Source organism: Streptomyces sp. NPDC014870, from assembly GCF_043081505.1.
In the GTDB taxonomy this organism is placed as follows: Bacteria; Actinomycetota; Actinomycetes; order Streptomycetales; family Streptomycetaceae; genus Streptomyces.
Map to the genome: position 1 here is coordinate 656,024 of NZ_JBIBWQ010000001.1, position 20,342 is coordinate 676,365.

Consider the following 20,342-nt stretch of genomic DNA (forward strand, 5'->3'; position numbering starts at 1 on the left):
CCCGGGCCCGGCGCCGAAGGGTTTGGTTGCCTCATGACTGAGCATCCGATGTTGATCACTGGTGGTACGGGCAAGGTCGGCGGACGCGCCGCGGCCCAACTCGGCGCGAAAGGTGTCGCGGTGCGCGTGGGATCGCGTTCTGGCGACCCCCGTTTCGACTGGACGGACCACAGCAGCTGGGACGCCGCTCTGGACGGCGTGAAGAAGGTCTTCATCGTGCCGCACGACGGCGAGAAGCTGACACGGCCGTTCGTGCAGCGCGCGAAGGAGCTGGGCGTCGAACGCGTCGTGCTGCTGTCGGGCCGCGGCGCCGACGTCCCCGGTTACGCCGGCGAAGACAGCATCGCGGGCAGGACCCACATCGACGGCGAGGACGCCGTACGCACCAGCGGATTGGAGTGGACCATCGTGCGGCCGACATGGTTCGCGCAGAACTTCAGCGAGGGCTTGTTCCGCGACTTGGTACTAGGCGGGGAACTGCGCCTGCCCGCGGGTGACGGCGCTGTCAGTTTCGTGGACGCCGAGGACATCGCTGGAGTCGCGGTCGCCTCTCTCGCCCAGGACAAGCACGTCGGCCAGACCTACGAGTTGTCCGGGCCGAGCGCGCTGACCATCGGCCAGGTCGCCGATCTCATCTCCAGCGCCACCGGCCGCAGGGTGCGCTACACGCCCCTGGCACCGCAGGACTTCGTGGCCGAGCTGGTCGCCGAGGGCTGGTCCCTGGCGGACGCCGAGGACTACGCCGACGCGGTCGGCCCGATCCGGCGGAACATGGACAGCCGCCTGTCCCACGGCGTGCAGACCGCACTCGGCCGGTCGCCTCGCTCGTTCGCACTGTTCGTGAAGGAGGCCGCGGCCGCCGGTGCCTGGCGCCACTAGCTGATCGATTCACCATGAGTTGAGCTGCGGGTCTTTCACTCCACGCTCTTGGTCCCGGCGTCGGCTCAGCAGGCTTTGGACCCCTCGGAGCGCGACGGCCAGGGCGTGGTGGACGACCTTCACGACGGTGTGGGAGGGGAGTTCGGGTTCTCGGTCCGGGTGGTGGGCGGGGCGGCCGCGGACCTGGCCTCCTTCTCGGGGACGGTGCGAGGATCGGCCGGCCGCGCGGCTCGGGCCAGCCACCAGGACAGGCGGCCGACATACTCGCTGCGGCCGAGGGTCACGCCGGGACGCAGGAACAACACCGCGCGGTCACCGAGTGCTTCGTCCACGGCCCGCTCGCCGCCCGCCTTCAGGAACCCGCACTTCGTGGGCGCGGCCTCCGCTCAGTGCCAACCGGAGTACCCGTCGGGGTGCCCTCCGCTACCCTCACCCCGTGTGAGGCCGTAGAGGAACAGCCCCAGCACGAGCAGCGCGAGCAGCACGGTCCAGAACGTGCCTGGGAAATCTGAGAAACCCGGACGCCGTGGAACGTCGCCCTGGCTCGCGGTGTCGCTGTCCTCGTCGATCATCCCGCACCCCCTCGGTCCGTATTCATGGCACCGCGCCACGTAGCCGCCGTCAAGCTTCCCTGCGCCGCTGGGCGAGCGCGAGTCCCCCGCGTACAGGACCTACGAGAGCTGGGGCTACCGCAAGGTCGGCAACCGGCAACCCTTCGCCGACTCCCCCTTGTGTGCCGTGATGCTCATGGGCGTCCAGGACGGTCTTCGTGGCCCCCGCTGTGACAGCTTTTCATCTGGCCCCGGACAGCAACGGTTTGAACCGGCCCCACCTGGCTTCCAGGAGGGGCCGGTCGACCTCGATGTCAGTGGCCGCACCTACCTTGGGCCCCATGAGTGATCAGCATTGGGCGGGCATCCGTCAGCGGGTCGAGGCTTTGGGGGCGTCCCCCGCGAGCAGCGAAGTGTTCGGGGCCTTGGGGCACAGATGGGTTCTGGAACAGCCACTCAGCTTGTTCTTTATGGTCTCGTCTGGTTGCGTTCGGTGATCGTCTCGGGTCGCCTGACGGTTTTCCCCACGTCGTAACGGGTGGCGGGTCGCTGGTACTTTGACCCGAGGGGGCGGCCGGGGCCGGGTCGGTTGGGTTTCGGTGCACGGGCCGGGCATGGCAATTGAGCGCGGATGTTCCGGAACCCACGGCGGACCCGGGCCGGGGTGAGCCGGCCAGGCTCCGCTGGTCGCTCCCAGGGGCGACGCAGGTCCTCGGCAAGCGGACGGGCGAGGCGGAGCTGGGTGTGGGCGGTGATGATCAGCCACGTCCAGCAGTCCGCGGCCTCGGGGGTGCGGGTCTTCGGGCGGGTCCAGCCGAGGGTCTGCTTAATCATCCGGAAGGTGTGCTCCAGATCGAAGCGCCGCAGGAATGCCTGCCAGCGCAGATCGACTCCCTCTCCGCTCATACCAGTCTTCGAGGACCACAGCCATAGGGGCAGCGGCTCTCCACCGCCGGGCAGGTGGTCGACCTCCAAGCGGATCAGGGTTCCCTCGATGAGAGGGAGTTCGCCGTCGTGGTCAATCCATGCGGAGCGGGTGGTGAGGCGGGGGTGGATGCGGTCCCAGGCCATCGTCTGCGCGGTGCCGTAGCGGTCGGTGACCTGCACGGTCGCCGCGTCCGGGTCACCCCAGGTGTCCGGCTTGGCGAAACGGAACTCCTTGCCGTGTTTCGGCGGGCGCCCGCCCTGCGGCGGGCAGATCCACGGCCTGGGTACGGGCTTACGCATCACGCGGTCCGACCGAAGGCGGCCCAGCACCTCCACCGGCAGGCCCTCAAGCAGGTAGGCCATGCGCGGGGCGTCGTAGCCCGCGTCGAAGACGACCACGATGTCGGCGTCGCCCTCGCACCACTGCCCGCCGGCGATCAGGTCCTTGACCACGCGGCGGACCTGGACGGCGGTGACCTCGGCGACGTCGTCGGCCGGGCCCAGGCGGACCGCGTCCAGCAGCTGGCACCACGATGTGCGGCCGGACTCCAGCGCGGCGACGAACGAGTACGGCCAGCCCGGGATCATCAGGTGCTGGTCCCGGCCGCGGCCGAAGGTATGGCAGAACAGCCTGTCCGCACTGCACTCGGCGTCGGGCCGCAGCCAGTTGCTCACGTCCACGGCCAGCACGAGCCGATCATCGGCCGCCCGCGGCTGCGGCAGGCCGGCCAGCGCCCGCCGCAGCTGGTCGGCGTCGATACGGCCGTGGTTGAGCGCGTCGTACATCGCGCCGTGCCCGCGCCGGTGCTCGGCCACCAGCGTCAGATGCACAGGGGAGGTCACCGGTCCGTCCGCGCACAACAAAGCGTCGGCCAGCTCGAACAGCTCGTCACCTCGTGCGGTCAGACAGGCGTAGAAGCCGTCCCGAAAGCGTGACGCCTCCGCGAACGCTTCCCGCTGGACATCCTGTTGCAGCAGACTCACCCCTGCGGCCTTCGTACCGATCACGTGTCTCTGTCGCGGAGCACATGATCGCGCGAGGGTCGTCGGCCCGTCCGGCGAATGCCCAGGTGGGTGACGGTGCGCGAATCACTGTTCGAGCCCGGACCGTAGATGCCAGGCGCCTACTCGGGTTGTGCCAGCAGCTCATCCCACAGGTTGCCTCCGTCTACCCACGTCCACAGCCACTGGCGCAGCGACGGCGCCGCGTACCGCAGGCCGTCGTGAGGATCCTGGCCCCAGTCCGGTACCCAGCCGTCGGCATCCCAGAGCAGCACCGGGTGATCAACCGCTATCAGCGAGACGTACCACTCCATAGTGCAGCCGCCGCCCGTCAGGAAGAACCACGACGCCGACGACCCCCACCCCGGCCGATCGGTGTTCATGGTCGTCGCGCAAGGCCAGTCCGGTACATGCCAGTGCGGAACGCGGCGCGGCGTCAGCGATGCAAGGCCACCCTCCGGTCCGAACCCCCCGTCACCGATCTCGGTGTAGATGCGCCGGAGCAACTGGGGCAGCCGATACCCGAGCTTCCGTTCCGCGCGCTCGACTTCGGCCATCGCAAGCGGGGGGAAAGGCTGGTCCGGGAGGCAGCCCGGGGAAGACGCCACACCCTCCGCACCCCACGCGAGAGCGTGCAACCTCTCCAGCAGCGCGTCATCATCCGCATCAGTGCGGTAGGCAGCATCGGTCACGATCCGGGACTGTAGTACGAGTGACCGACATCCCTTGGCCGAAGGCCCTGCGCAGGCTCAGACCTTAAAGGACAAGCTCAGCCACGCTGAGCTCGCGGAGCTCGAGGCACAGTTGAAGGTGCGGCTGCCGGAGGAATTCCGAACATTCCTCCGTGATGTCGGCGCGGGTGGCGCTGGTCCCGCCTACGGGGTGTTCCCGGTGCGGCGCGTGCAAGGCCGCTGGCGGTGGGAGGGCGACGGCGCGGACATGGCAGACCTGTCCCGGCTTGCCGAGTCCTTTCCCGAGCAGGGCCCGGACCCCGGGCTCGTCGAAGCGCTCCTTGCCGAACGTCCCGAGGAAGAGGACTTCGACGAGACTGAGGAGTTCGACGACGCCATCGAGGCATGGGACGAACGGTGGGACGCCGTCATGTTCGCCCCCGAGCGGACAGTCGGCGCGATCGTGATCTGCCACCTGGGGTGCGCCCAGCGGGAGTGGCTGATCATCAGCGGCAGCCACCGCGGCACGATCTGGTCGGACTCCCGGGTGGACGACGCCGACCTCACACCGCTCCTCGGCAGCGACGGAAAGCCGGCGACCTTCGCGCACTGGTACCTCGACTGGCTGCGCCATGCGGAGCGCACAGCGCAGGAAGCAATCTGAGCCCCGGAGTCGGACCCACCGAGCACGGGCGGTCAGAGCCTCGAGCACTCCAAAGCGGCGCGCCCGCCGTCCAGTTTGGGCGTCACGCCCTCTGCGATTGCGTGGGCCATCATGGTCAGCGTTTGATGCGACCGCGGTGGTGAGTACGGCGAGCACGAGGAGAGCGTGCCTTCCCGCCTCAGGCCTCGTACGCGTAGAGCCGCGCCCGCACTTCCGGCCCAGACGCCCGGCGGCGACCATGCGTTGGAGCAGCGGAGGAGCGGCGTAGAGCGGCTCCTTGAACTCCGCGTCCATCGATCCGGCGATGGCCTGGACCGTGTCGAGGCCGATGAGGTCGGCCGGTCGCAGGTCTTGGTCGTGGGGCCGGGCCCGAGGGGCGGCCGGTATGGAAGCCGCCCCCTCGGGGCGGGGCGGTCAACCAGTCAGGGACGTCCACATGGTCAGAGGTCGGTCCTCGATGGTGATCTGGTCCTCGTGCCCCCTGCCGTCACGGATCACGATGATGCGGTATTTGTCCTGATGGAACACCCAGAACAGACTCATGCCGTTGATCCGCTGCATGTCCGGTACCGCGAGGAACTCGTCGACCCTCGTGATCCCGTGCAGCGATCGCCACAGGTCGAGGCCGCGGTCGCCGCGTTCGAGGGTGTCCTGGTGCATCCTGCCGTCGGCGACCGAGACGAGCCGGTAGACCTGATGGCCCATCAGGGTATGGAACACCCAGTACCAGCTCTTGCCGTTGACACGCTGCATGTCGGGGACCGGCAGGAAGGCGTCCACCCTCTCGACGCCGTTGAACGAGACCCAGGCGGAGAGCGAACGGTCCGGGCGGTCGATCGCGGCGGCCTGCTCGGGCGGGAGTCCGGACTCGGCGCCGTCGGCAATCGAGATGAGCCGGTAGACCTGCCGACCCTCGACGGTGTGGAACAGCCAGTACCGGCTCCGGCCGTTGATCCGCTGCTCGTCCGGAACGGGCAGGATCGCGTCGACCTTCGTCACCCCGGCGTAGCACGGCCACGTCGTCAGCGGCCGATCGGGGCGTTCCCGAACGTCCTGGTGCTCGTCGCCGTCCGCGATGGAGAGGGTCCGGCAGACGGCGCCGCCGTCGCCGCCCCTCCCGTACGCCCAGTACCAGCTCTTGCCCTTGTCCCGCTGCATGTCGGGGATGGGCAGAAAGGCGTCGGTCGGCCGGACGCCGACGGGCGGCTTGTCGGTGAGCCGGCCGTCACCGAGCAGCCGCAGCAGGGTCAGTGAGGGTACGAAGGCGTAGACGGACCCTTCAGTGACGACGAACTGGCTCATGCTCAGCCGAGTGGTCTTGCCCGGGGTCTCGAAGCTGAGCGTGCCGGCCGCGCCGACCATGCCGTCGGGGCCCGGCTTGGCGGGCCGGTTGGGCGGAAAGTCCGGGCTGTCGATCCACGCCTTCTGGATGAACTCGAACTGCTGCACAAGGTCCGACTGGTAGCAGACGAAGAGCAGGCCGCGCTTCTCGTCGGGACCGCCGGGCCCTTCCGCGGCCGGGTCGAAGGGCGCGCCGTACGGGGCGCCGCGACGGATGATCCGGCGGCGGTCCATCACCGGGTTCTCGTCGAACGGCGGATCGCCCGGCTTCTCCTGCAGGCCGTCCCGGGGGTTGGTGTTGCGCAGATGCGAGAAGAGCGGGGTGATGAAGCCCTCGGGGTCGTTGCGGTAGCCGAAGTCGTTGTCCTCGCCGGACAGCGCGTTGGAGGGCCGGTCGGCGTTGGGGCACGTGGCGACGGGGGTGCCAGAGCGCCATCGGCCGACGAGGCGGGCCGCCAGCCACTCCGAGGTGGCCTCGGGCGGCACCACCTTGGCCTCCTTGAGCACCTTCAGCTGCCGGGCCACCTGGGACCAGAAGCCCGGGACGTCCTGGCCCAGCCGCCGCACCACCTGGAAGGTGCCGTTGTCGGCCCAGTCGGGCGTCTCGTGCGGGACGCCGCCGACCCTTTCGTGGCCGACGACGAACTCGCCGGGCGGGATCAGCCGGGTGCCGTGATGCCCCTTGACGTACTCGGGCTTCGCGGGGTCCGGCTCGTCGAAGCCGATCACGCCTGGCTCGCTGACGCCGTCCTTGAAGCCGAAGTGCTCCTTGCCTCTCCGGTTGCCGGGCAGTGTGGCGGCGTCCTGCTGGAAGACGATCACGATCTTGGCCGCGGCACACGCCTCACGCTGCTGTCTCACCGTCGCCTGGAGGTCCTGGACGGTGTCGGAGGCGACGGTGAGCACGGCGTGGACGATCTGGCCCTTGCCGTTGCCGAAGAGCCACATCTCCGGCGAGCTGTCGCCGGTGTCCCCGAGCGCCCGCTTGTCCGAACCCTGTTTGAAGGCCTCCAGGCCGCTGCCGGGCTCGACCGAGGGCAGCGGGTCCTTTCCGGTCAACTCCCGCAGGCCCGCGCAGGTGAAACCGACGTTGATCCAGGTGGCCCTCAGCGCCTTCGGGTCGTCGCCGCCCGAGGCCTTCCTGGCCTTGCTGAAGGCGGCGTTGAAGGTCGCCACCTGTCTCGTCGTGGAGATCTGCGGTTCCAGGGCCTTGACCCAGGTTCGAGCCCTTGCCGGGTCCTCGAACTTGAGGAACAGCAAGGTCATCTGGTCCTTCTTGAAGCCGGCGATCACATCGCCCTGGATGTCGTCGCTCTCCCGCAGCTTGAGATCGTCCACCATGCTCTCTCCCGTTGATCGACTCCTCCACACCGATGTAGCGCAGAGTAATCGATAACGTACGCGGCATTCGCATATCCTTCCGTCGACCGAGCCGCCGACGAGGCCGCCCGTCACCCGTTCACCCATCACGACTGCGCTGATCAGAGGCGCGTGAGGGGTGTTCAGGTGCATTCGGGCGGCATGGATCACCCGCCTGCATGTCTCGGGGTGACAGTCGGGCGACACGCCGGAAGACTGAAGCTCGTCACTGTGAGTGAACATGTGGCAGTCCCGGCGCAGCCCGTTCTCCGACGCGTCCCCCGATCGGCACCGCTGCGCCCCTTCTCCGCAGCAAGGAGTCCCATGTCCCGCGGTAATCCGCTGTCCCGCAGCAATCCGCCCCTGCCCGCCCGCAGGAGGCTCGCCACGGCGATCTCGCTCTGCGCCGCCACCGCGATGGCCGCGTCCCTGGCGTCGGCAAGCCCCGTGCTCGCCCACACCGGTGACGGTGACCACGGCGATGCCTTCCCGTACGCCCCCGCCGCCCGGGCGGCGACCGCACCGGTCACCGTCGACCCGGCGGAGGCGGCGACCCTTGGCAAGGAGCACGCCGAGGAGCACGCCCGTACGAGGAGGGCCATGGCCGACGTCGGCGAGTACCCGAACACCATCCGTACGGAACGGCTCAAGGCGCTGACCGCCTCCCAGGAGAAGGCCAACGCCGGCTTCGACGCCGCCGAGTTCGGCCGGTTCCGGGAGTACTTCCAGTCCCCGGACTTCGCGGCCCACATCGCCCTGTTGCCCACCGGCAAGGTCCTGCTGTTCTCCTTCGAGCGGATCGAGACCAACCCGCAGATCGAGCCCGCCCCCACCCAGACCATCGGTAAGCAGAACGCCGGCCGCGCCTGGATCTGGGACCCCGCCAAGGGGACCGGCGCCGGAGCGTTCACCGAGAAGAAGCCACCGGTCATCAACATGCCCGACGGCAAGAACGAGCCCCGACCGGCCCCGTTCTTCTGTGCCGGCCACTCCTACCTGCCCAACGGCATGCTCGGCGTCTTCGGCGGCAACCTCGGCGGCAACGGAGGCTCCGGCGCCAAGCTGTCCCTGGTCTTCGACCCCTGGGCGGAGGAGTGGTACCTGAACAAGGACATGTCCGTCGGCCGGTGGTACCCGAGCGTGGTCACCGGCGCCGACGGACGTCAGGTGATCATGTCCGGTCAGTCGGAGCTCGGCTGGGGCACCCCCACCCCGCTCGTCGAGCGCTTCCCCGCCGCGAACCATGCGGTGCCCTTCGACAAGACGGTCAAGCCCCTCGGCTGGGGGATGGACAAGCTCAACACCGAAGCCCCGTTCAAATGGGACTATCCGCACCTGTTCTCGCTGCGCGACGGGAAGATCTACGGGCTCGGCCGCTCGGTGGACCAGCAATGGCTCTTCGACACCGCCGCCGACACCAAGACCGACCTGCCGAACCGCCCGGACGTCAACAAGGACAAGCCCGGCCCGGACGGCGGCGAGTGGAGGCGCAACTACGGCTCCGCGGTGCCCCTGCCGGCCGGCTTCAGAGGCCCCGACTCCGTCCTGGTCCTCGGCGGCGACCGCAACGACCCGAACACCTACCGGCTGGCCGGCGGCAAGTGGAGCACCGAGAAGCCCCGCGCCTTCGGCCGCACCCAGGACGACACGCTGCTCCTGCCGAACGGCAACCTGCTCAGCGTCAACGGCGCCTTCGACATCCGGGACTACGGCAACGGACCGTACAACCCCAACGCCGACCTGAAGTACCGCCAGGTCGAACTCCGCGACGAGAACGGCGACTGGAAGCTCGGCCCCGTCCAGCGGCTGCCACGCGGCTACCACTCCAACGCCGTGGTCCTCCCCGACGGCCGCGTCATGATCACGGGCGACGAGCTCCAGCAGCTCGCCAACGACCCCGACATCACCGACAACAACAACGGCAGCATCGAGATCTACGAGCCGGCCTACCTCCACCAGGGCAGCCGCCCCGCGCTCGGCATCATCTTCAACCCCAGCGTCGGCTACAACGAGAAGATCACGGTCAGCACCAACACGCCCACCGAGGTCACCCGCGCCGTGCTGCTGGCCCCGACCACCGCGACCCACTCGGTCAACACCAGCCAGCGTCATCTCGAACTGCGCATCAAGAGCCGCGGTGGCAACTTCCTGGAGCTCCAGGCCCCGCCGAGCGCGGCGGCGGCCCCGCCCGGCCACTACATGCTCTTCCTCCTCAACGAGGAGGGCGCACCGAGCAAGGCCGGCTGGGTCCAGCTCAAGCCCTCGGCGACGACCAACGTCACCTCCGCCAAGGCCACGGCGGGCGATTGACCCGCCGACATCGGGTGGGCTCCCAGCCCTGGTCACGCGGGGCTGGGGCCTCAGCCGACGGACCTGAACCGAGTGCCGGGCTGATCTCCGCTCCCGTAGGCGGCGATCGCACGGGCGGCCACCACGGAAAGCCCATGGCCGGTACCCAGAGCCGGCGGGGCCCGGCGCGTGTGGCGACTCAGCGCTCCGCCGGAACGGGGACGGCCGGCGGGGTGGCCTACGCTTCCGGGTCATGACCGTCGTACTCCGGGGCGAGGCCCTGGTACTGACCCCGGCCGTGCCCGACGACGTACCCGCACTGGCCGCCATCCGGGCCACTCCGGAGGTGCTCGAACGCTGGCGCGGCGGGCCCGACCTGGCGTCCGAGATCCAGGAGGACCTCGCCGACCCGGACACCCACTGCCTGACCGTCCGCACCGCGGGCCGGATCGTCGGCATGATCCAGTGGTACGAGGAGAAGGACCCCGACTACCGGCACGCGGGCATCGACCTGTTCCTCGACCCGTCCGTGCACGGGCGCGGGCTGGGCACCGACGCCGTACGCACCCTCGCCCGCCACCTCGTCCACGACCTGGGCTTCCACCGCCTGGTGATCGACCCGGCCGCCGACAACGCCCCCGCGATCCGCTGCTACACGAAGGCCGGCTTCCGGCCGGTGGGCGTGATGCGGCAGTACGAGCGCGGCGCCGACGGCAGCTGGCACGACGGGCTTCTGATGGACCTGCTGGCGGAGGAACTGCAGCCACTCCCTCCCCGCTGACCTGGGCGACACCACTGAACGTGTGATGCCCGAAGAGTGCAAATCCGGCACCCCTACTCGCGACCCTTCCAGGCCACCGCGCGGCCCCGACACCACTCTCATGGTGGGCTCACGCACTCTGGCTCCTTGAACTATGGTGTCCCACCACATACGCCGGTGACCAGCGCGTTTCTACGGTGTGGCAACACGAAAACGTCCCCGGTCCTCCCTGGAAGTGGTGCCGATGTCCTCCCCCGCGACTGCTCCACCCGCCCCCTCGAACCTCAAGCGCATCGTCGCCGCCAGTCTCATCGGCACCACCATCGAGTGGTACGACTTCTTCCTGTACGGCTCGGCCGCCGCGCTGGTCTTCAACAAGCTCTTCTTCCCCGACTCCGACCCGCTGGTCGGCACCCTCCTCTCCTTCCTCACCTACGCCGTCGGCTTCGCCGCCCGGCCGCTCGGGGCGCTGGTGTTCGGGCACTACGGTGACCGGCTCGGGCGCAAGAAGCTGCTCGTGCTCAGCCTGCTGCTGATGGGTGGCGCCACCTTCGCGATCGGTCTGCTGCCCACGCACGCGACCGTCGGCTCCGCCGCGCCGCTGCTGCTCACCGCGCTGCGGCTCGTGCAGGGGTTCGCGCTCGGCGGTGAGTGGGGCGGGGCCGTGCTGCTCGTGTCGGAGCACGGGGACGCGAAGCGGCGCGGTTTCTGGGCCTCGTGGCCGCAGACGGGGGCGCCGGCCGGGCAGTTGCTCGCGACCGGTGTGCTCTCCGCGCTCACCGCGCTGCTCTCCGACTCCGCCTTCCTGTCATGGGGCTGGCGCATACCGTTCCTGCTCTCGGGTGTGCTGGTGATCGTGGGTCTGTGGATCCGGCTCTCCGTCGACGAGTCGCCCGTCTTCAAGGCCGCGCTCGCCGCCGCCGAGGAGCGCAAGGCCGCGGCCGCGCAGGTCGAGAAGATGCCGCTGGTCGCCGTCCTGAGGCACCACTGGCGGGACGTGCTGATCGCGATGGGCGCCCGTATGGCGGAGAACATCTCCTACTACGTGATCACCGCGTTCATCCTCGTCTACGCGACGACCCAGGTGGGCCTCTCCAAGCAGACCGCGCTCAACGCCGTCCTCATCGCCTCCGCCGTCCACTTCGCCGTCATCCCCGCCTGGGGCGCGCTGTCCGACCGGATCGGCCGGCGGCCCGTGTACCTGATCGGCGCGGTCGGTGTCGGCGCCTGGATGTTCCCCTTCTTCAACCTGATCGACCGGGGAACCTTCGGTGCGCTGCTGCTCGCCGTCACCGTCGGACTGGTCCTGCACGGGGCGATGTACGCGCCGCAGGCCGCGTTCTTCTCCGAGATGTTCGCGACCCGCATGCGCTACTCCGGCGCCTCGATCGGCGCCCAGTTCTCCTCGGTCGCCGCCGGCGCCCCCGCGCCGCTCATCGCGACCGCGCTGCTCAGCGACTACGGCTCCTCGACCCCGATCTCGCTGTACGTGATCGCCGCCGCGCTCCTCACGGTCGTCGCCATCGCCTGTGCCCAGGAGACCCGCAACCGCGATCTCTCCGAGGTCGACGAGGACACGCCCTCCCACACCCCCGCCGCCGTGCGCGCCGACGCCTGACCGCGCCACGTCCTACGAAAGCGCCGGTTCCCCTCGCGGGGGCCGGCGCCTTCCGTCGTGTGCTCAGCGGGCGACCGCCGCCGACATCGCGTGCAGGCGCAGGGCCAGTTGGATCTCCAGGGCGCGGGCCGGTGACTGCCAATCCGGGCCGAGGAGGCGACCGATCCGCTCGACCCGCTGGGCCACGGTGTTCACATGGACGTGCAGGTCGTCCTTCGTACGCGCCGGGCTCATCCCGCTCGCGAAGTACGCGTCCATCGTGCGCACCAGGTCCGTGCCTCTGCGCCGGTCGTACGCGACGACCTGGCCGATCGTGCGGTCGACGAAGCCCTCGATGTCCCGGGTGTCGGCGAGCAGGAGGCCGAGGAAGCCCAGGTCCTCGGCCGCCGCGCCCTCGCCCGAGCGGTGCAGCAGGCGCAGGGCGTCCAGGCAGCGGCGGGCCTCCTCGTACGCGGAGGCGACCCTGTCCGGGGCGGCGAGCGGTGAGGGGACGGGCGACGAGGCGCCGACCGTGACCGGTTCACGCAGGGCGCCGCCGAGGTGCTTGGCGGTCTGGCGGGCCAGTTCGGCGGCGTCCTCGCCGGGGCCGAGCGGGAGGAGCAGGACTGTCCCGCCGTCGCGCGCGGAGGCCAGGCCCTGTCGGGTGGCGGCCAGATGCGAGGCGGCAGACCAGAGGCGCTGCCGGTCCGCGCTCTCCCGTCCGCCGCCGTCGGTCTCGCCTCCGGCTCCCGCGCGGTCGATCCGGGCGGCGAGCACGACGTGGGGCGCGTCGACGTCCGTACGGAGCCGGGCCGCGCGCTCCCGCAGCAGACGGCGGTCGCGGTCGGGGGCGTCGAGGAGGTCGTCGAGGAGTTCGCCCCGTACCCGCTGTTCTGCCTCTCCGGCCGAGCGGCGGGCGAGCAGCAGCAGGGAGGTCACCAGCGCGGCGCGCTCCAGGGTGCGCTGGTCGACGGGGTCGAGGTCGGGCTGGCCGTGCAGGACGAGGGCACCGAGGCACTCGCCGCCGGCCGCGACGGCGGCGACCCAGGTGTCGCCCTCGCGCAGGGCGTGGCCGTCGGCGAGCCGGGCGGGGCCCGGTCCGTGGCCCTGCTCGATGAACTCGACGCGGCCCCCCAGAACCTCGGAGACCGCGGCGGCCACGTCCTGCACCCCGCCGCCGCGCAGCACGAGTTCGGTGAGCCGGTCGTGGACCTCGGAGGCCCGCTCGATGACTCCGCTGTGTTCGCGGATGATGTCGTTGGCGCGCTCCAGCTCGGCCAGGGCCGAGCGGGTCTCGGCGAGCAGGTTGGCGGTGTCGATGGCCACCGCCGCGTGCGCGGCGAAGGAGCCGAGCAGTGCGACCTGCTCCCGGCCGAAGACCCGGGCGCGCCGGTCCGCCGCGAAGAGCACGCCGATGACCTGGCTGCCCAGGGTCAGCGGGACACCGAGGATGGCGACGAGACCCTCGTCGCCGACGGCGGAGTCGATCGTGCGGGTGTGCTGGAAGCGGGCGTCGTCGAAGTAGTTCTCGGTGACGTAGGGCAGGGCGGTCTGGGCCACCAGGCCGCCGAGGCCCTCCCCCATGCCGAGCCTGAGCTGCTGGAAGTGGGCCGAGACCGAGCCCTCGGTGACGCGCATGTACGTGTCGCCTGCGGCCGGGTCGTTGAGGCTGAGGTAGGCGACCTCGGTGCCGAGCAGGGAGCGGGCCCGCTGGACGATGGCGCGGAGCACCGCGTCGAGGTCGCGCAGCCCCGCGAGGTCGTGGGCGGTCTCGAAGAGCGCGGAGAGCTCCGCCTCACGGCGCCGTCTGCCCTCCAGCTCGGCCCGGACGCGCAGCGCGAGCTGCTTGGCCCGCTCCAGTTCGGCCAGCGCCTCGGGGCCCGCGCCGCTCGCACGGGCGAGCAGCACGGGCCGGTCGTACGCCTCCACCGCGGCGCCTCGGGCGAGGAGCTCCAGGTAGGAGACCGGTTCTTGCGACATGGACACAGGGATACCTGCCGTACGGGTCGGAGCACCAGCCCTGTGGAAAAGCTCTCGGCGCGCGGCTGTGGCCGGCGGTGGACAGCTGTGGACGACCGGAGGACCGTCAGTGCGCGGTCCAGCCGCCGTCGAGGGTCAGGGAGGCGCCGGTGATGAAGGAGGCCTGCGGTGCGCAGAGGTAGAGCACCGCCTCCGCGACGTCCTCCGGCTCGATGAGCCGCTTGAGCGCCGAGTCCTTGAGGAGGACCTCGGTGAGGACCCGCTCAGGGGGGATGCCGTGGGCGGCGGCCTGGTCGGCGATCTGCCGCTCGACCAGGGGCGTGCGTACATAGCCGGGGTTGACGCAGTTGGAGGTGACGCCGTGCGGGGCGCCTTCGAGCGCGGCGGTCTTCGAGAGCCCTTCGAGACCGTGTTTGGCGGCCACATAGGCGGACTTGAAGGCCGAGGCGCGCAGCCCGTGGACGGAGGAGATGTTGACGATCCGCCCCCAGCCCTGCTCGTACATGTGCGGCAGCGCGCCTCTGATCAGCCGGAACGGCGCCTCCAGCATCACCGTCAGGACCGTGTGGAAGACCTCCGGCGGGAACTCCTCGATGGGGCGTACGAGCTGGAGTCCGGCGTTGTTGACGAGGATGTCGACGCCGGCCGCGGCCCGCTCGGCAGCGTCCAGGTCGGTCAGGTCCAGGGTCTGCGGCTCGACGGTGCCCGGCAGTCCGTCCGCCGCCTCGGCGAGCGCGGCCAGTCCGTCGGCCGCGCGGTCGACGGCTCTCACGGCGGCCCCCGCGGCGGCGAGCCGGAGCGCGCAGGCCCGGCCGATGCCGCCGGCCGCGCCGGTGACGAGCGCGGTGCGCCCGGCGAGGTCGAGCCGGACGGAGCCGGGCGCGGGGTTCGTGGCGGGTACGGGAGCCACGACGGACGGTGCCGGTGCGGGACCGGATGTGGTGGGGGCGCTCATGCTCCGCACTGTATGAAGCGTCCCCACCCTCAACCGATGTGTGCTGAAGCCATACTTCAGCCGTTCGGCATGGGGTCGAACCATGTGGGTTCGTCGCGGAGCGCCTGCTCGATCCGGAAGTGCGAGAACCGCTTCATCTGCGGCAGGTCGTCCACGTCGAACCAGCCGACCTCTGTCGACTCCTCGTCGTTGACCCGGGCCTCACCGCCGACCGCGCGGCAGCGGAAGGTGACGTCCATGAACTGGCAGGTGTCGCCGTTCGGGTAGACGATCGGCTTGCGCAGGGTCTGGACGAGCACGACCCGCTCGGGCTCGCAGCGCACGGCGGTCTCCTCGTACACCTCGCGGACGGCGCAGGCGGCCGGCTGCTCCCCGGGTTCGACGATGCCGCCGATGATGGCCCACAGGCCGTTGTCGGCCCGCCTGCCCAGCAGCACCTGGCCCCGGTCGTCGAGGACGACGGCGCTCACGCCCGGCAGGAAGAGCAGCTGGTGCCCGGCGGTGGCCCGGATCTCGCGGATGAAGTCAGGAGTGCCCATGCCGCGACCCTAGCTGCGGTGGATCAAGCTCCGCCGCCCCGGCCATGGCACGTGCCCTCGAGGGGGGGGAGGGCCCGCCGACCGGCGTCGGGCAGAGGGCCCGGCCGACCGCCCTCGGGCAGAGGGCCCGGCCGACCGCGCTCAGGCTGCGCGGCTCCGGCGCGCCCGTACGGAACGCAGAGCCGACCAGCCGAGCCCGGCCGCCGCGACAGCCACCAGCAGCGCCTCGGGCAGGGTGCCCATGCGGGTCGCGGGGGTCAGCGAGGAGCGCAGCGGCACCTTCTCGACGAGGACGTCCGGGGTGAACATCTTCGTCTGCTCCACGATCCGGCCGTCGGGCGCGATGATCGCGCTGACGCCGCTGGTGACCGGCACGACGACGGAACGGCTGTGCTCGACCGCGCGGACCCGCGACATGGCGAGCTGCTGGTAGGTCATCTCGCTGCGGCCGAAGGTCGCGTTGTTGCTCGGGACCGTGATGAGCTGCGCGCCGTGGGTGACGGTGTCGCGCACGGCCCAGTCGAAGGCGGCTTCGTAGCAGGTGGCGAGGCCGACCTTGGTGCCGGCGAGGTCGAAGACGCCGATCTTGTCGCCGGGGCCGAAGTCGCGGCTGACCCGGTCCACGTTGCTGTTGAAGATGCGGACGAAGGACCGCATCGGGATGTACTCGCCGAAGGGCTGGACGTGCCGCTTGTCGTAGGTGGTGACAGGGCCCTTCTGGGGGTCCCATTCGATGAGCGTGTTGCGCAGCTTGCCCGTGGGCGGGGAGACGACGGCGCCGATGACGGTCGGCACGCCGATCTTCCTCACGGCCTGGTCGATCGCGTCCGCCGCGTCGGGGTTGGCGTACGGGTCGATGTCGGAGGAGTTCTCGGGCCACAGGACGAAGTCGGGCTGCGGCTCCTCCTTGCGGGCCACCGCCTCGGCCAGCTCCTCGGTGCGCGCCACGTGGTTGTCGAGGACCGCGCGCCGCTGGGCGTTGAAGTCGAGTCCGAGGCGCGGAACGTTGCCCTGGACCGCGGCGACGGTCGCCGTACCGTCCTCGGCCCGGTCGTCCACCAGCGGAAGGGCGGCGAGGGCTCCGGTGACCGGGACCAGGACGGTGAGGGCTGCGCCCGCGAGCGGGCCGCGCGGGACGGTGCCGGTGGCGCGGTAGGCGCGGACCTGGCGGGTCACTTCGTACAGCCCGAAGCCGCACAGGGCGACGGCGAAGCCGAGCACCGGGGTGCCGCCGACCGCGGCGAGCGGCAGGAAGAAGCCGTCCGCCTGGCCGAAGGCGATCTTTCCCCAGGGGAAGCCGCCGAACGGGACACGCGCGCGTGCCGCCTCGGCGAGGATCCACACCGCGGCGGCGAACACCGGCCAGGCGGGGAGCCGGGAGACCGCGGCGATACCCAGTCCCGCGGCGGCGATGAAGAGCGCCTCGACGGCCGACAGCGCGATCCACGGGAACTGGCCGACCTCGGATCCGGTCCAGATCAGCAGCGGCAGCAGGAACCCGAGACCGGCGAGGTAGCCGAGACCGAAGCCCGCGCGCAGCCGTCGGCCGCGCAGGGTCCAGCCGAGCAGCGCGAAGGCCACCGGCGCGAGCCACCACAGCGGGCGGGGCGGGAAGCTCAGGTAGAGCAGCGCCCCGGACAGCACGGCCGCGCCGGGCCGTGCGAGTCGTCGAAGCCAGGCGGGACCGGGCTGGGGGTCGGCTGCGGGGCCGGAGGCGTCGACGGGGGTGATGGTGGTGCTCACGTTGCGGAGTCTACGGCGCGCACCTGTGGCCCGAGCAGGGCGACCCCGCCCCGGCCGGCGCGGGTGGTTCGGGGGCGCGCGGGTGTGCCGGTTGCCGGTTCCGCCCGGGGCGGGCGCGGTGGGCCGGTTGCCGGTTCCGGGTTCCCGGCCGGGCGGGCGCGGGTGTGCCGGTTGCCGGTTCCGGTTCCCGGCCGGGGCGGGCGCGGGTGTGCCGGTTGCCGGTTCCCGGCCGGGGGCGCCGGTCGACACCCTTCCTTCACTTCTGCCACAACGTTTCTGCGCATCCGCTCCCCAAACCACTGCCGCGCCGTTACGGTGTCGGCCAGACGGAGCGGGGGGCGACGGGGATGGCTGCATCTGCGGCGCGGGTGGCCGTCGTGCGCGAGCGCGGCAGCCGGGGCCTGGACGTGGCCGGGGTACTGGTCCTCGGCTCCTGTGTGGCGTGGTCGCTCATCAGCGCGGGCAGCCGGGAGGCGCGCCCCGAGGGCGTCCTCCTCGCCGTGCTCGCGCTGACCGCCGGGTACGCCTGCGGCCGGATCACCGGCTCGCTCCTTCCGGTGACCGCCGCCCTCGTGGCGGCCCTGGTCGCGCTCGGCCTCGCGCTCGCCTCCGCTCCTGGCGTCCCCGGAGCCACCCCTGTCGGCTCCGTACCGACCGGTCATACGGGCGCGGCGGCGGCGCTGCTCGTGCTCGCCGCCGGGGCCGCCTGCTGCGCGGCCGCGGCGGCCGGTTCTCGGCCCGGCCGGCTGCTGTCGGGCCTCCTCGCCGCGGCCGTGGCCGGGTCTGCGCTCGCGATCGGCTCGGTCGCCGGGTTCGTCGCCTCGGCCGCGGTCCTGCTCTGCTCCCTCGCGGCGGTACGGATGCGTCGCCGGCTGCTCGGCCTGGTGGGTCTCGCCCTGGCGACGGTGCTGATGGTGGGCGCCTCGTGGGCCGTGGCGGAGGAGCGGCTGCCCGAGGGGCTCGCGGTCTCCCTGGAGGGCGGGCTGACCGGGCACCGGGTGCTGCTGTGGCAGGACGCGGTCGCGCTCACGAAGGAGAACCCGGTGCTCGGGGTCGGCCCCGACCGGTTCGGGGCACGGAGCGCGACGGCCCGGGAGACCTTCGCGGCCGACGGCAAACCGCACTCGGCGGCGCTCCAGCAGGCGGCGGAGCAGGGGCTGCCGGGTGTGGCCCTGCTGGGCGCGGCGTACGGCTGGCTGCTGTGGGGCCTGTGGCGCTCGCCCCGCCCGACGGCGGTCGTGCTCACTGCGGGCGCGGCCCTGACGGCGCTGGCCGCCCTGGCCACGGTCGGCAACGCGCTGAGTTTCACTCCGGTGACCGCCTGCGCGGGCCTGCTCGCGGGGCTTGCGACGGCGGGCGCGGGCGGGAGGACGAGCCCGGTGGACGACCCGGTGATCTACTCGGCGGACGACGCGGCGGGCTGAGCCGCCGAGCCACGAGTCGGTGCGTCGTCGTCGGCGGCCGGCCGGTCAGACGCCGGGTGGGGCGCTCGGGGTGGCGGGACGGAGACGGTCGAGAATGACGCGTACGCCCGACTCGGCGTCGTCCACGGTGACGGTGAACGTACGGCCGTCCTTCAGCCGCAACAGCAGCGCCTCGCCCCGGCGGACGATGACCGCCTTGCCCTTCTCGGGGCGCCAGCGGTAGCCCCAGCCGCCCCACTCGTGCGGGGTCACCCGCCGCACGTACTCGGCGCCCTCCACCTGGGCGAGCGGGATGCGGCATCGGGGTACGCCGATGTGGCCGCAGCGGACCTCCAGGGCCTGGTCGTCCACCTTCACCTCGACGTGCACGAAGGCGAGCGTGCCGAACAGCACCAGCAGCCCGGCCGCCACACAGCCGATCACGGCCATCAGGAGCGGCGCGATCCCGGACGTCCACGGCGACTCGACCGCCAGAGTGATGCCGAGGGCCATGCAGCCCGCGCCGGCCACCGCCGCGACCCACTGCATCCGGTTGGTGGCGCGGCCCGTCCACACCTCGGGCAACGGCGCGGCCGTGCCCGGGGGACGGCGATCGCGGGGGTGACGGGAAGGGTCCCTCATGCGTCGCAGCCTACTCACGTTCCGCTCGGACGGCGCTCCGTCCGACGCCTGCGTCCGGCGCCTGCGTCCGGCGCCTGCGTCCGGCGCCTGCGTCCGGCGCCTCCGTCTAGCGTCTCCGCGCCGAGGCGTCGGTCCGCGACGTCGGCCGGCAACATCGGTGCGCGACATCGATACGCGATGTGCGACCGCGCCGTCGGTCCGCGACGTCGGCGCGCCGCGTCAGTGCGCGGCGGCGGCGGTCCGGAGCAGTCGGCCTTCGGCGTATCCCAGGGCCGCGGGCGGCAGCTCGCCGGTCCGGCCGCTGAGCAGGACGGTCAGACCGCCGGACGGGACGGCGGCGGGCGCGGGCTCGGCGCCGATGCGGCGCAGCGCCTGAGCCGCGACTGCCCCGGCCGAGCCGTGGAAAACCACGGGCGGGAGGTCGGCGGACTGCACGGCCGCCCGGATCTGTTCGGCGACCAGCTCGTAGTGGGTGCAGCCGAGCACCAGCGCGCGGACATCGCGCGGGGTGAGCTCGGCGGCGGCGGCCACGGCTCGCTCGACGGCCTCGGCGTCCGCGTGCTCCACCGCGTCGGCGAGCCCGGGGCAGGGCACCTCGGTGACCTCGGCGCCGTCGGCGAAGTCCCGGATCAGTCCGCGCTGGTACGGGCTGCCGGTGGTGGCCGGCGTCGCCCAGATGGCGACCTTCCCGCCGCCCGAGGCGGCGGGCTTGATCGCCGGAACGGTCCCGATGACCGGGATACGAGGCTCCAGTGCGGCGCGCAGCGCCGGCAGGGCGTGCACGGTGGCGGTATTGCAGCCGACGATCAGCGCGTCCGGCTCCAGCTCGGCGGCGGCCCGGGCGACGGCCAGGGCGCGCTCGGTGAGGTCCTCCGGGGTGCGCGGGCCCCACGGCATGCCGTCGGGGTCGCTGGAGAGAACCAGGTCCGCGTCCGGCCGCAGTCGGCGAACCGCGACCGCCGCCGGGAGCAGGCCGATTCCGGAGTCCATGAGCGCGATCTTCACCCGGTCACCCTAGCCGACCGCCCTTGCGTCGCCGC

The 20,342-nt window shown here is 71.7% G+C and carries 17 protein-coding genes and 2 pseudogenes; 7 read left to right on the forward strand and 12 right to left on the reverse strand.

Features of this window, described 5'->3' with window-relative positions; genetic code table 11:
* The first annotated feature begins 48 nt into the window (after positions 1–48).
* Positions 49–879, forward strand: a complete 831-nt coding sequence (locus tag ACF09C_RS02680; protein ID WP_392088675.1) for an NAD(P)H-binding protein — start codon at positions 49–51, stop codon at positions 877–879.
* Positions 880–998: 119 nt separating this feature from the next.
* Here ACF09C_RS02680 and ACF09C_RS02685 read toward each other — a convergent pair whose 3' ends face one another.
* Entirely contained in the window at positions 999–1,211 is a 213-nt protein-coding gene (locus tag ACF09C_RS02685; protein ID WP_392087835.1) for a hypothetical protein, read from the reverse strand.
* 54 nt (positions 1,212–1,265) lie between these two features.
* On the reverse strand, positions 1,266–1,451 hold the full coding sequence (locus ACF09C_RS02690; protein ID WP_392087837.1) for a hypothetical protein: 186 nt from the start codon (positions 1,449–1,451) through the stop codon (positions 1,266–1,268).
* Positions 1,452–1,551: 100 nt separating this feature from the next.
* On the opposite strand from ACF09C_RS02690, the pseudogene ACF09C_RS02695 reads away from it, so the two are divergent.
* Positions 1,552–1,626 (forward strand): annotated as a pseudogene (locus tag ACF09C_RS02695) (GNAT family N-acetyltransferase); the annotation flags it as partial.
* 272 nt (positions 1,627–1,898) lie between these two features.
* Here the strand turns inward: ACF09C_RS02695 and ACF09C_RS02700 are convergent.
* The gene (locus ACF09C_RS02700) at positions 1,899–3,341 is read right to left on the reverse strand and encodes an NF041680 family putative transposase (RefSeq protein ID WP_392087839.1); all 1,443 of its coding nucleotides are present in this window, start codon (positions 3,339–3,341) and stop codon (positions 1,899–1,901) included.
* Between the two features lie 140 nt (positions 3,342–3,481).
* On the reverse strand, positions 3,482–4,051 hold the full coding sequence (locus ACF09C_RS02705; protein ID WP_392087841.1) for an SMI1/KNR4 family protein: 570 nt from the start codon (positions 4,049–4,051) through the stop codon (positions 3,482–3,484).
* 34 nt (positions 4,052–4,085) lie between these two features.
* Between ACF09C_RS02705 and ACF09C_RS02710 the strand changes: the two genes are divergently transcribed.
* Positions 4,086–4,694, forward strand: a complete 609-nt coding sequence (locus ACF09C_RS02710) for an SMI1/KNR4 family protein (protein ID WP_392087843.1) — start codon at positions 4,086–4,088, stop codon at positions 4,692–4,694.
* 198 nt (positions 4,695–4,892) lie between these two features.
* On the opposite strand, the pseudogene ACF09C_RS02715 reads toward ACF09C_RS02710, so the two are convergent.
* Together ACF09C_RS02715 and ACF09C_RS02720 are read right to left on the reverse strand one after the other, a co-directional pair.
* Positions 4,893–5,042, reverse strand: a pseudogene (locus tag ACF09C_RS02715) (3-hydroxyacyl-CoA dehydrogenase family protein); the annotation flags it as partial.
* 66 nt (positions 5,043–5,108) lie between these two features.
* A complete protein-coding gene (locus ACF09C_RS02720; protein ID WP_392087845.1) occupies positions 5,109–7,376 on the reverse strand; it encodes a Dyp-type peroxidase in 2,268 nt (755 codons plus the stop codon).
* Between the two features lie 342 nt (positions 7,377–7,718).
* Between ACF09C_RS02720 and ACF09C_RS02725 the strand changes: the two genes are divergently transcribed.
* The 3 genes from ACF09C_RS02725 to ACF09C_RS02735 all read left to right on the forward strand — a co-directional run bounded on the left by ACF09C_RS02725 (position 7,719) and on the right by ACF09C_RS02735 (position 12,061).
* Positions 7,719–9,704 carry a galactose oxidase-like domain-containing protein gene (locus ACF09C_RS02725; RefSeq protein ID WP_392087847.1) on the forward strand — a complete coding sequence of 662 codons (1,986 nt, stop codon included), beginning with the start codon at positions 7,719–7,721 and terminating at the stop codon, positions 9,702–9,704.
* 232 nt (positions 9,705–9,936) lie between these two features.
* A complete protein-coding gene (locus tag ACF09C_RS02730; protein ID WP_392087849.1) occupies positions 9,937–10,464 on the forward strand; it encodes a GNAT family N-acetyltransferase in 528 nt (175 codons plus the stop codon).
* A gap of 223 nt (positions 10,465–10,687) precedes the next feature.
* Positions 10,688–12,061 (forward strand): MFS transporter, encoded by a 1,374-nt coding sequence (locus ACF09C_RS02735; protein ID WP_392087851.1) that lies wholly within the window; start codon positions 10,688–10,690, stop codon positions 12,059–12,061.
* A 63-nt stretch (positions 12,062–12,124) separates the two neighbouring features.
* On the opposite strand, the gene ACF09C_RS02740 is transcribed toward ACF09C_RS02735, so the two are convergent.
* The 4 genes from ACF09C_RS02740 to lnt all read right to left on the reverse strand — a co-directional run bounded on the left by ACF09C_RS02740 (position 12,125) and on the right by lnt (position 17,257).
* Positions 12,125–14,020 (reverse strand): helix-turn-helix domain-containing protein, encoded by a 1,896-nt coding sequence (locus tag ACF09C_RS02740; RefSeq protein WP_392087852.1) that lies wholly within the window; start codon positions 14,018–14,020, stop codon positions 12,125–12,127.
* A 106-nt stretch (positions 14,021–14,126) separates the two neighbouring features.
* On the reverse strand, positions 14,127–14,975 hold the full coding sequence (locus tag ACF09C_RS02745; RefSeq protein WP_392087854.1) for a 3-hydroxybutyrate dehydrogenase: 849 nt from the start codon (positions 14,973–14,975) through the stop codon (positions 14,127–14,129).
* Between the two features lie 56 nt (positions 14,976–15,031).
* Entirely contained in the window at positions 15,032–15,514 is a 483-nt protein-coding gene (locus tag ACF09C_RS02750; protein ID WP_392087856.1) for an NUDIX domain-containing protein, read from the reverse strand.
* Between the two features lie 141 nt (positions 15,515–15,655).
* The gene (lnt, locus tag ACF09C_RS02755; RefSeq protein WP_392087858.1) at positions 15,656–17,257 is read right to left on the reverse strand and encodes an apolipoprotein N-acyltransferase; all 1,602 of its coding nucleotides are present in this window, start codon (positions 17,255–17,257) and stop codon (positions 15,656–15,658) included.
* A gap of 347 nt (positions 17,258–17,604) precedes the next feature.
* On the opposite strand from lnt, the gene ACF09C_RS02760 reads away from it, so the two are divergent.
* Positions 17,605–18,681, forward strand: a complete 1,077-nt coding sequence (locus ACF09C_RS02760) for an O-antigen ligase family protein (RefSeq protein ID WP_392087860.1) — start codon at positions 17,605–17,607, stop codon at positions 18,679–18,681.
* Between the two features lie 45 nt (positions 18,682–18,726).
* Here the strand turns inward: ACF09C_RS02760 and ACF09C_RS02765 are convergent, their stop codons facing one another.
* The gene (locus ACF09C_RS02765; protein ID WP_392087862.1) at positions 18,727–19,302 is read right to left on the reverse strand and encodes a hypothetical protein; all 576 of its coding nucleotides are present in this window, start codon (positions 19,300–19,302) and stop codon (positions 18,727–18,729) included.
* Between the two features lie 219 nt (positions 19,303–19,521).
* A complete protein-coding gene (locus ACF09C_RS02770) occupies positions 19,522–20,307 on the reverse strand; it encodes a glutamate racemase (protein ID WP_392087865.1) in 786 nt (261 codons plus the stop codon).
* Positions 20,308–20,342 lie beyond the last annotated feature (35 nt).

Bases quoted from the DNA above. Each gene is read 5' to 3' on its own strand.
- ACF09C_RS02680 (WP_392088675.1), top strand. From the start codon at position 49: ATGTTGATCACTGGTGGTACGGGCAAGGTCGGCGGACGCGCCGCGGCC.
- ACF09C_RS02690 (WP_392087837.1), bottom strand. From the start codon at position 1,451: ATGATCGACGAGGACAGCGACACCGCGAGCCAGGGCGACGTTCCACGG.
- ACF09C_RS02720 (WP_392087845.1), bottom strand. From the start codon at position 7,376: ATGGTGGACGATCTCAAGCTGCGGGAGAGCGACGACATCCAGGGCGAT.
- ACF09C_RS02725 (WP_392087847.1), top strand. From the start codon at position 7,719: ATGTCCCGCGGTAATCCGCTGTCCCGCAGCAATCCGCCCCTGCCCGCC.
- ACF09C_RS02730 (WP_392087849.1), top strand. From the start codon at position 9,937: ATGACCGTCGTACTCCGGGGCGAGGCCCTGGTACTGACCCCGGCCGTG.
- ACF09C_RS02735 (WP_392087851.1), top strand. From the start codon at position 10,688: ATGTCCTCCCCCGCGACTGCTCCACCCGCCCCCTCGAACCTCAAGCGC.
- ACF09C_RS02740 (WP_392087852.1), bottom strand. From the start codon at position 14,020: ATGTCGCAAGAACCGGTCTCCTACCTGGAGCTCCTCGCCCGAGGCGCC.
- ACF09C_RS02745 (WP_392087854.1), bottom strand. From the start codon at position 14,975: ATGAGCGCCCCCACCACATCCGGTCCCGCACCGGCACCGTCCGTCGTG.
- ACF09C_RS02750 (WP_392087856.1), bottom strand. From the start codon at position 15,514: ATGGGCACTCCTGACTTCATCCGCGAGATCCGGGCCACCGCCGGGCAC.
- ACF09C_RS02760 (WP_392087860.1), top strand. From the start codon at position 17,605: ATGGCTGCATCTGCGGCGCGGGTGGCCGTCGTGCGCGAGCGCGGCAGC.
- ACF09C_RS02765 (WP_392087862.1), bottom strand. From the start codon at position 19,302: ATGAGGGACCCTTCCCGTCACCCCCGCGATCGCCGTCCCCCGGGCACG.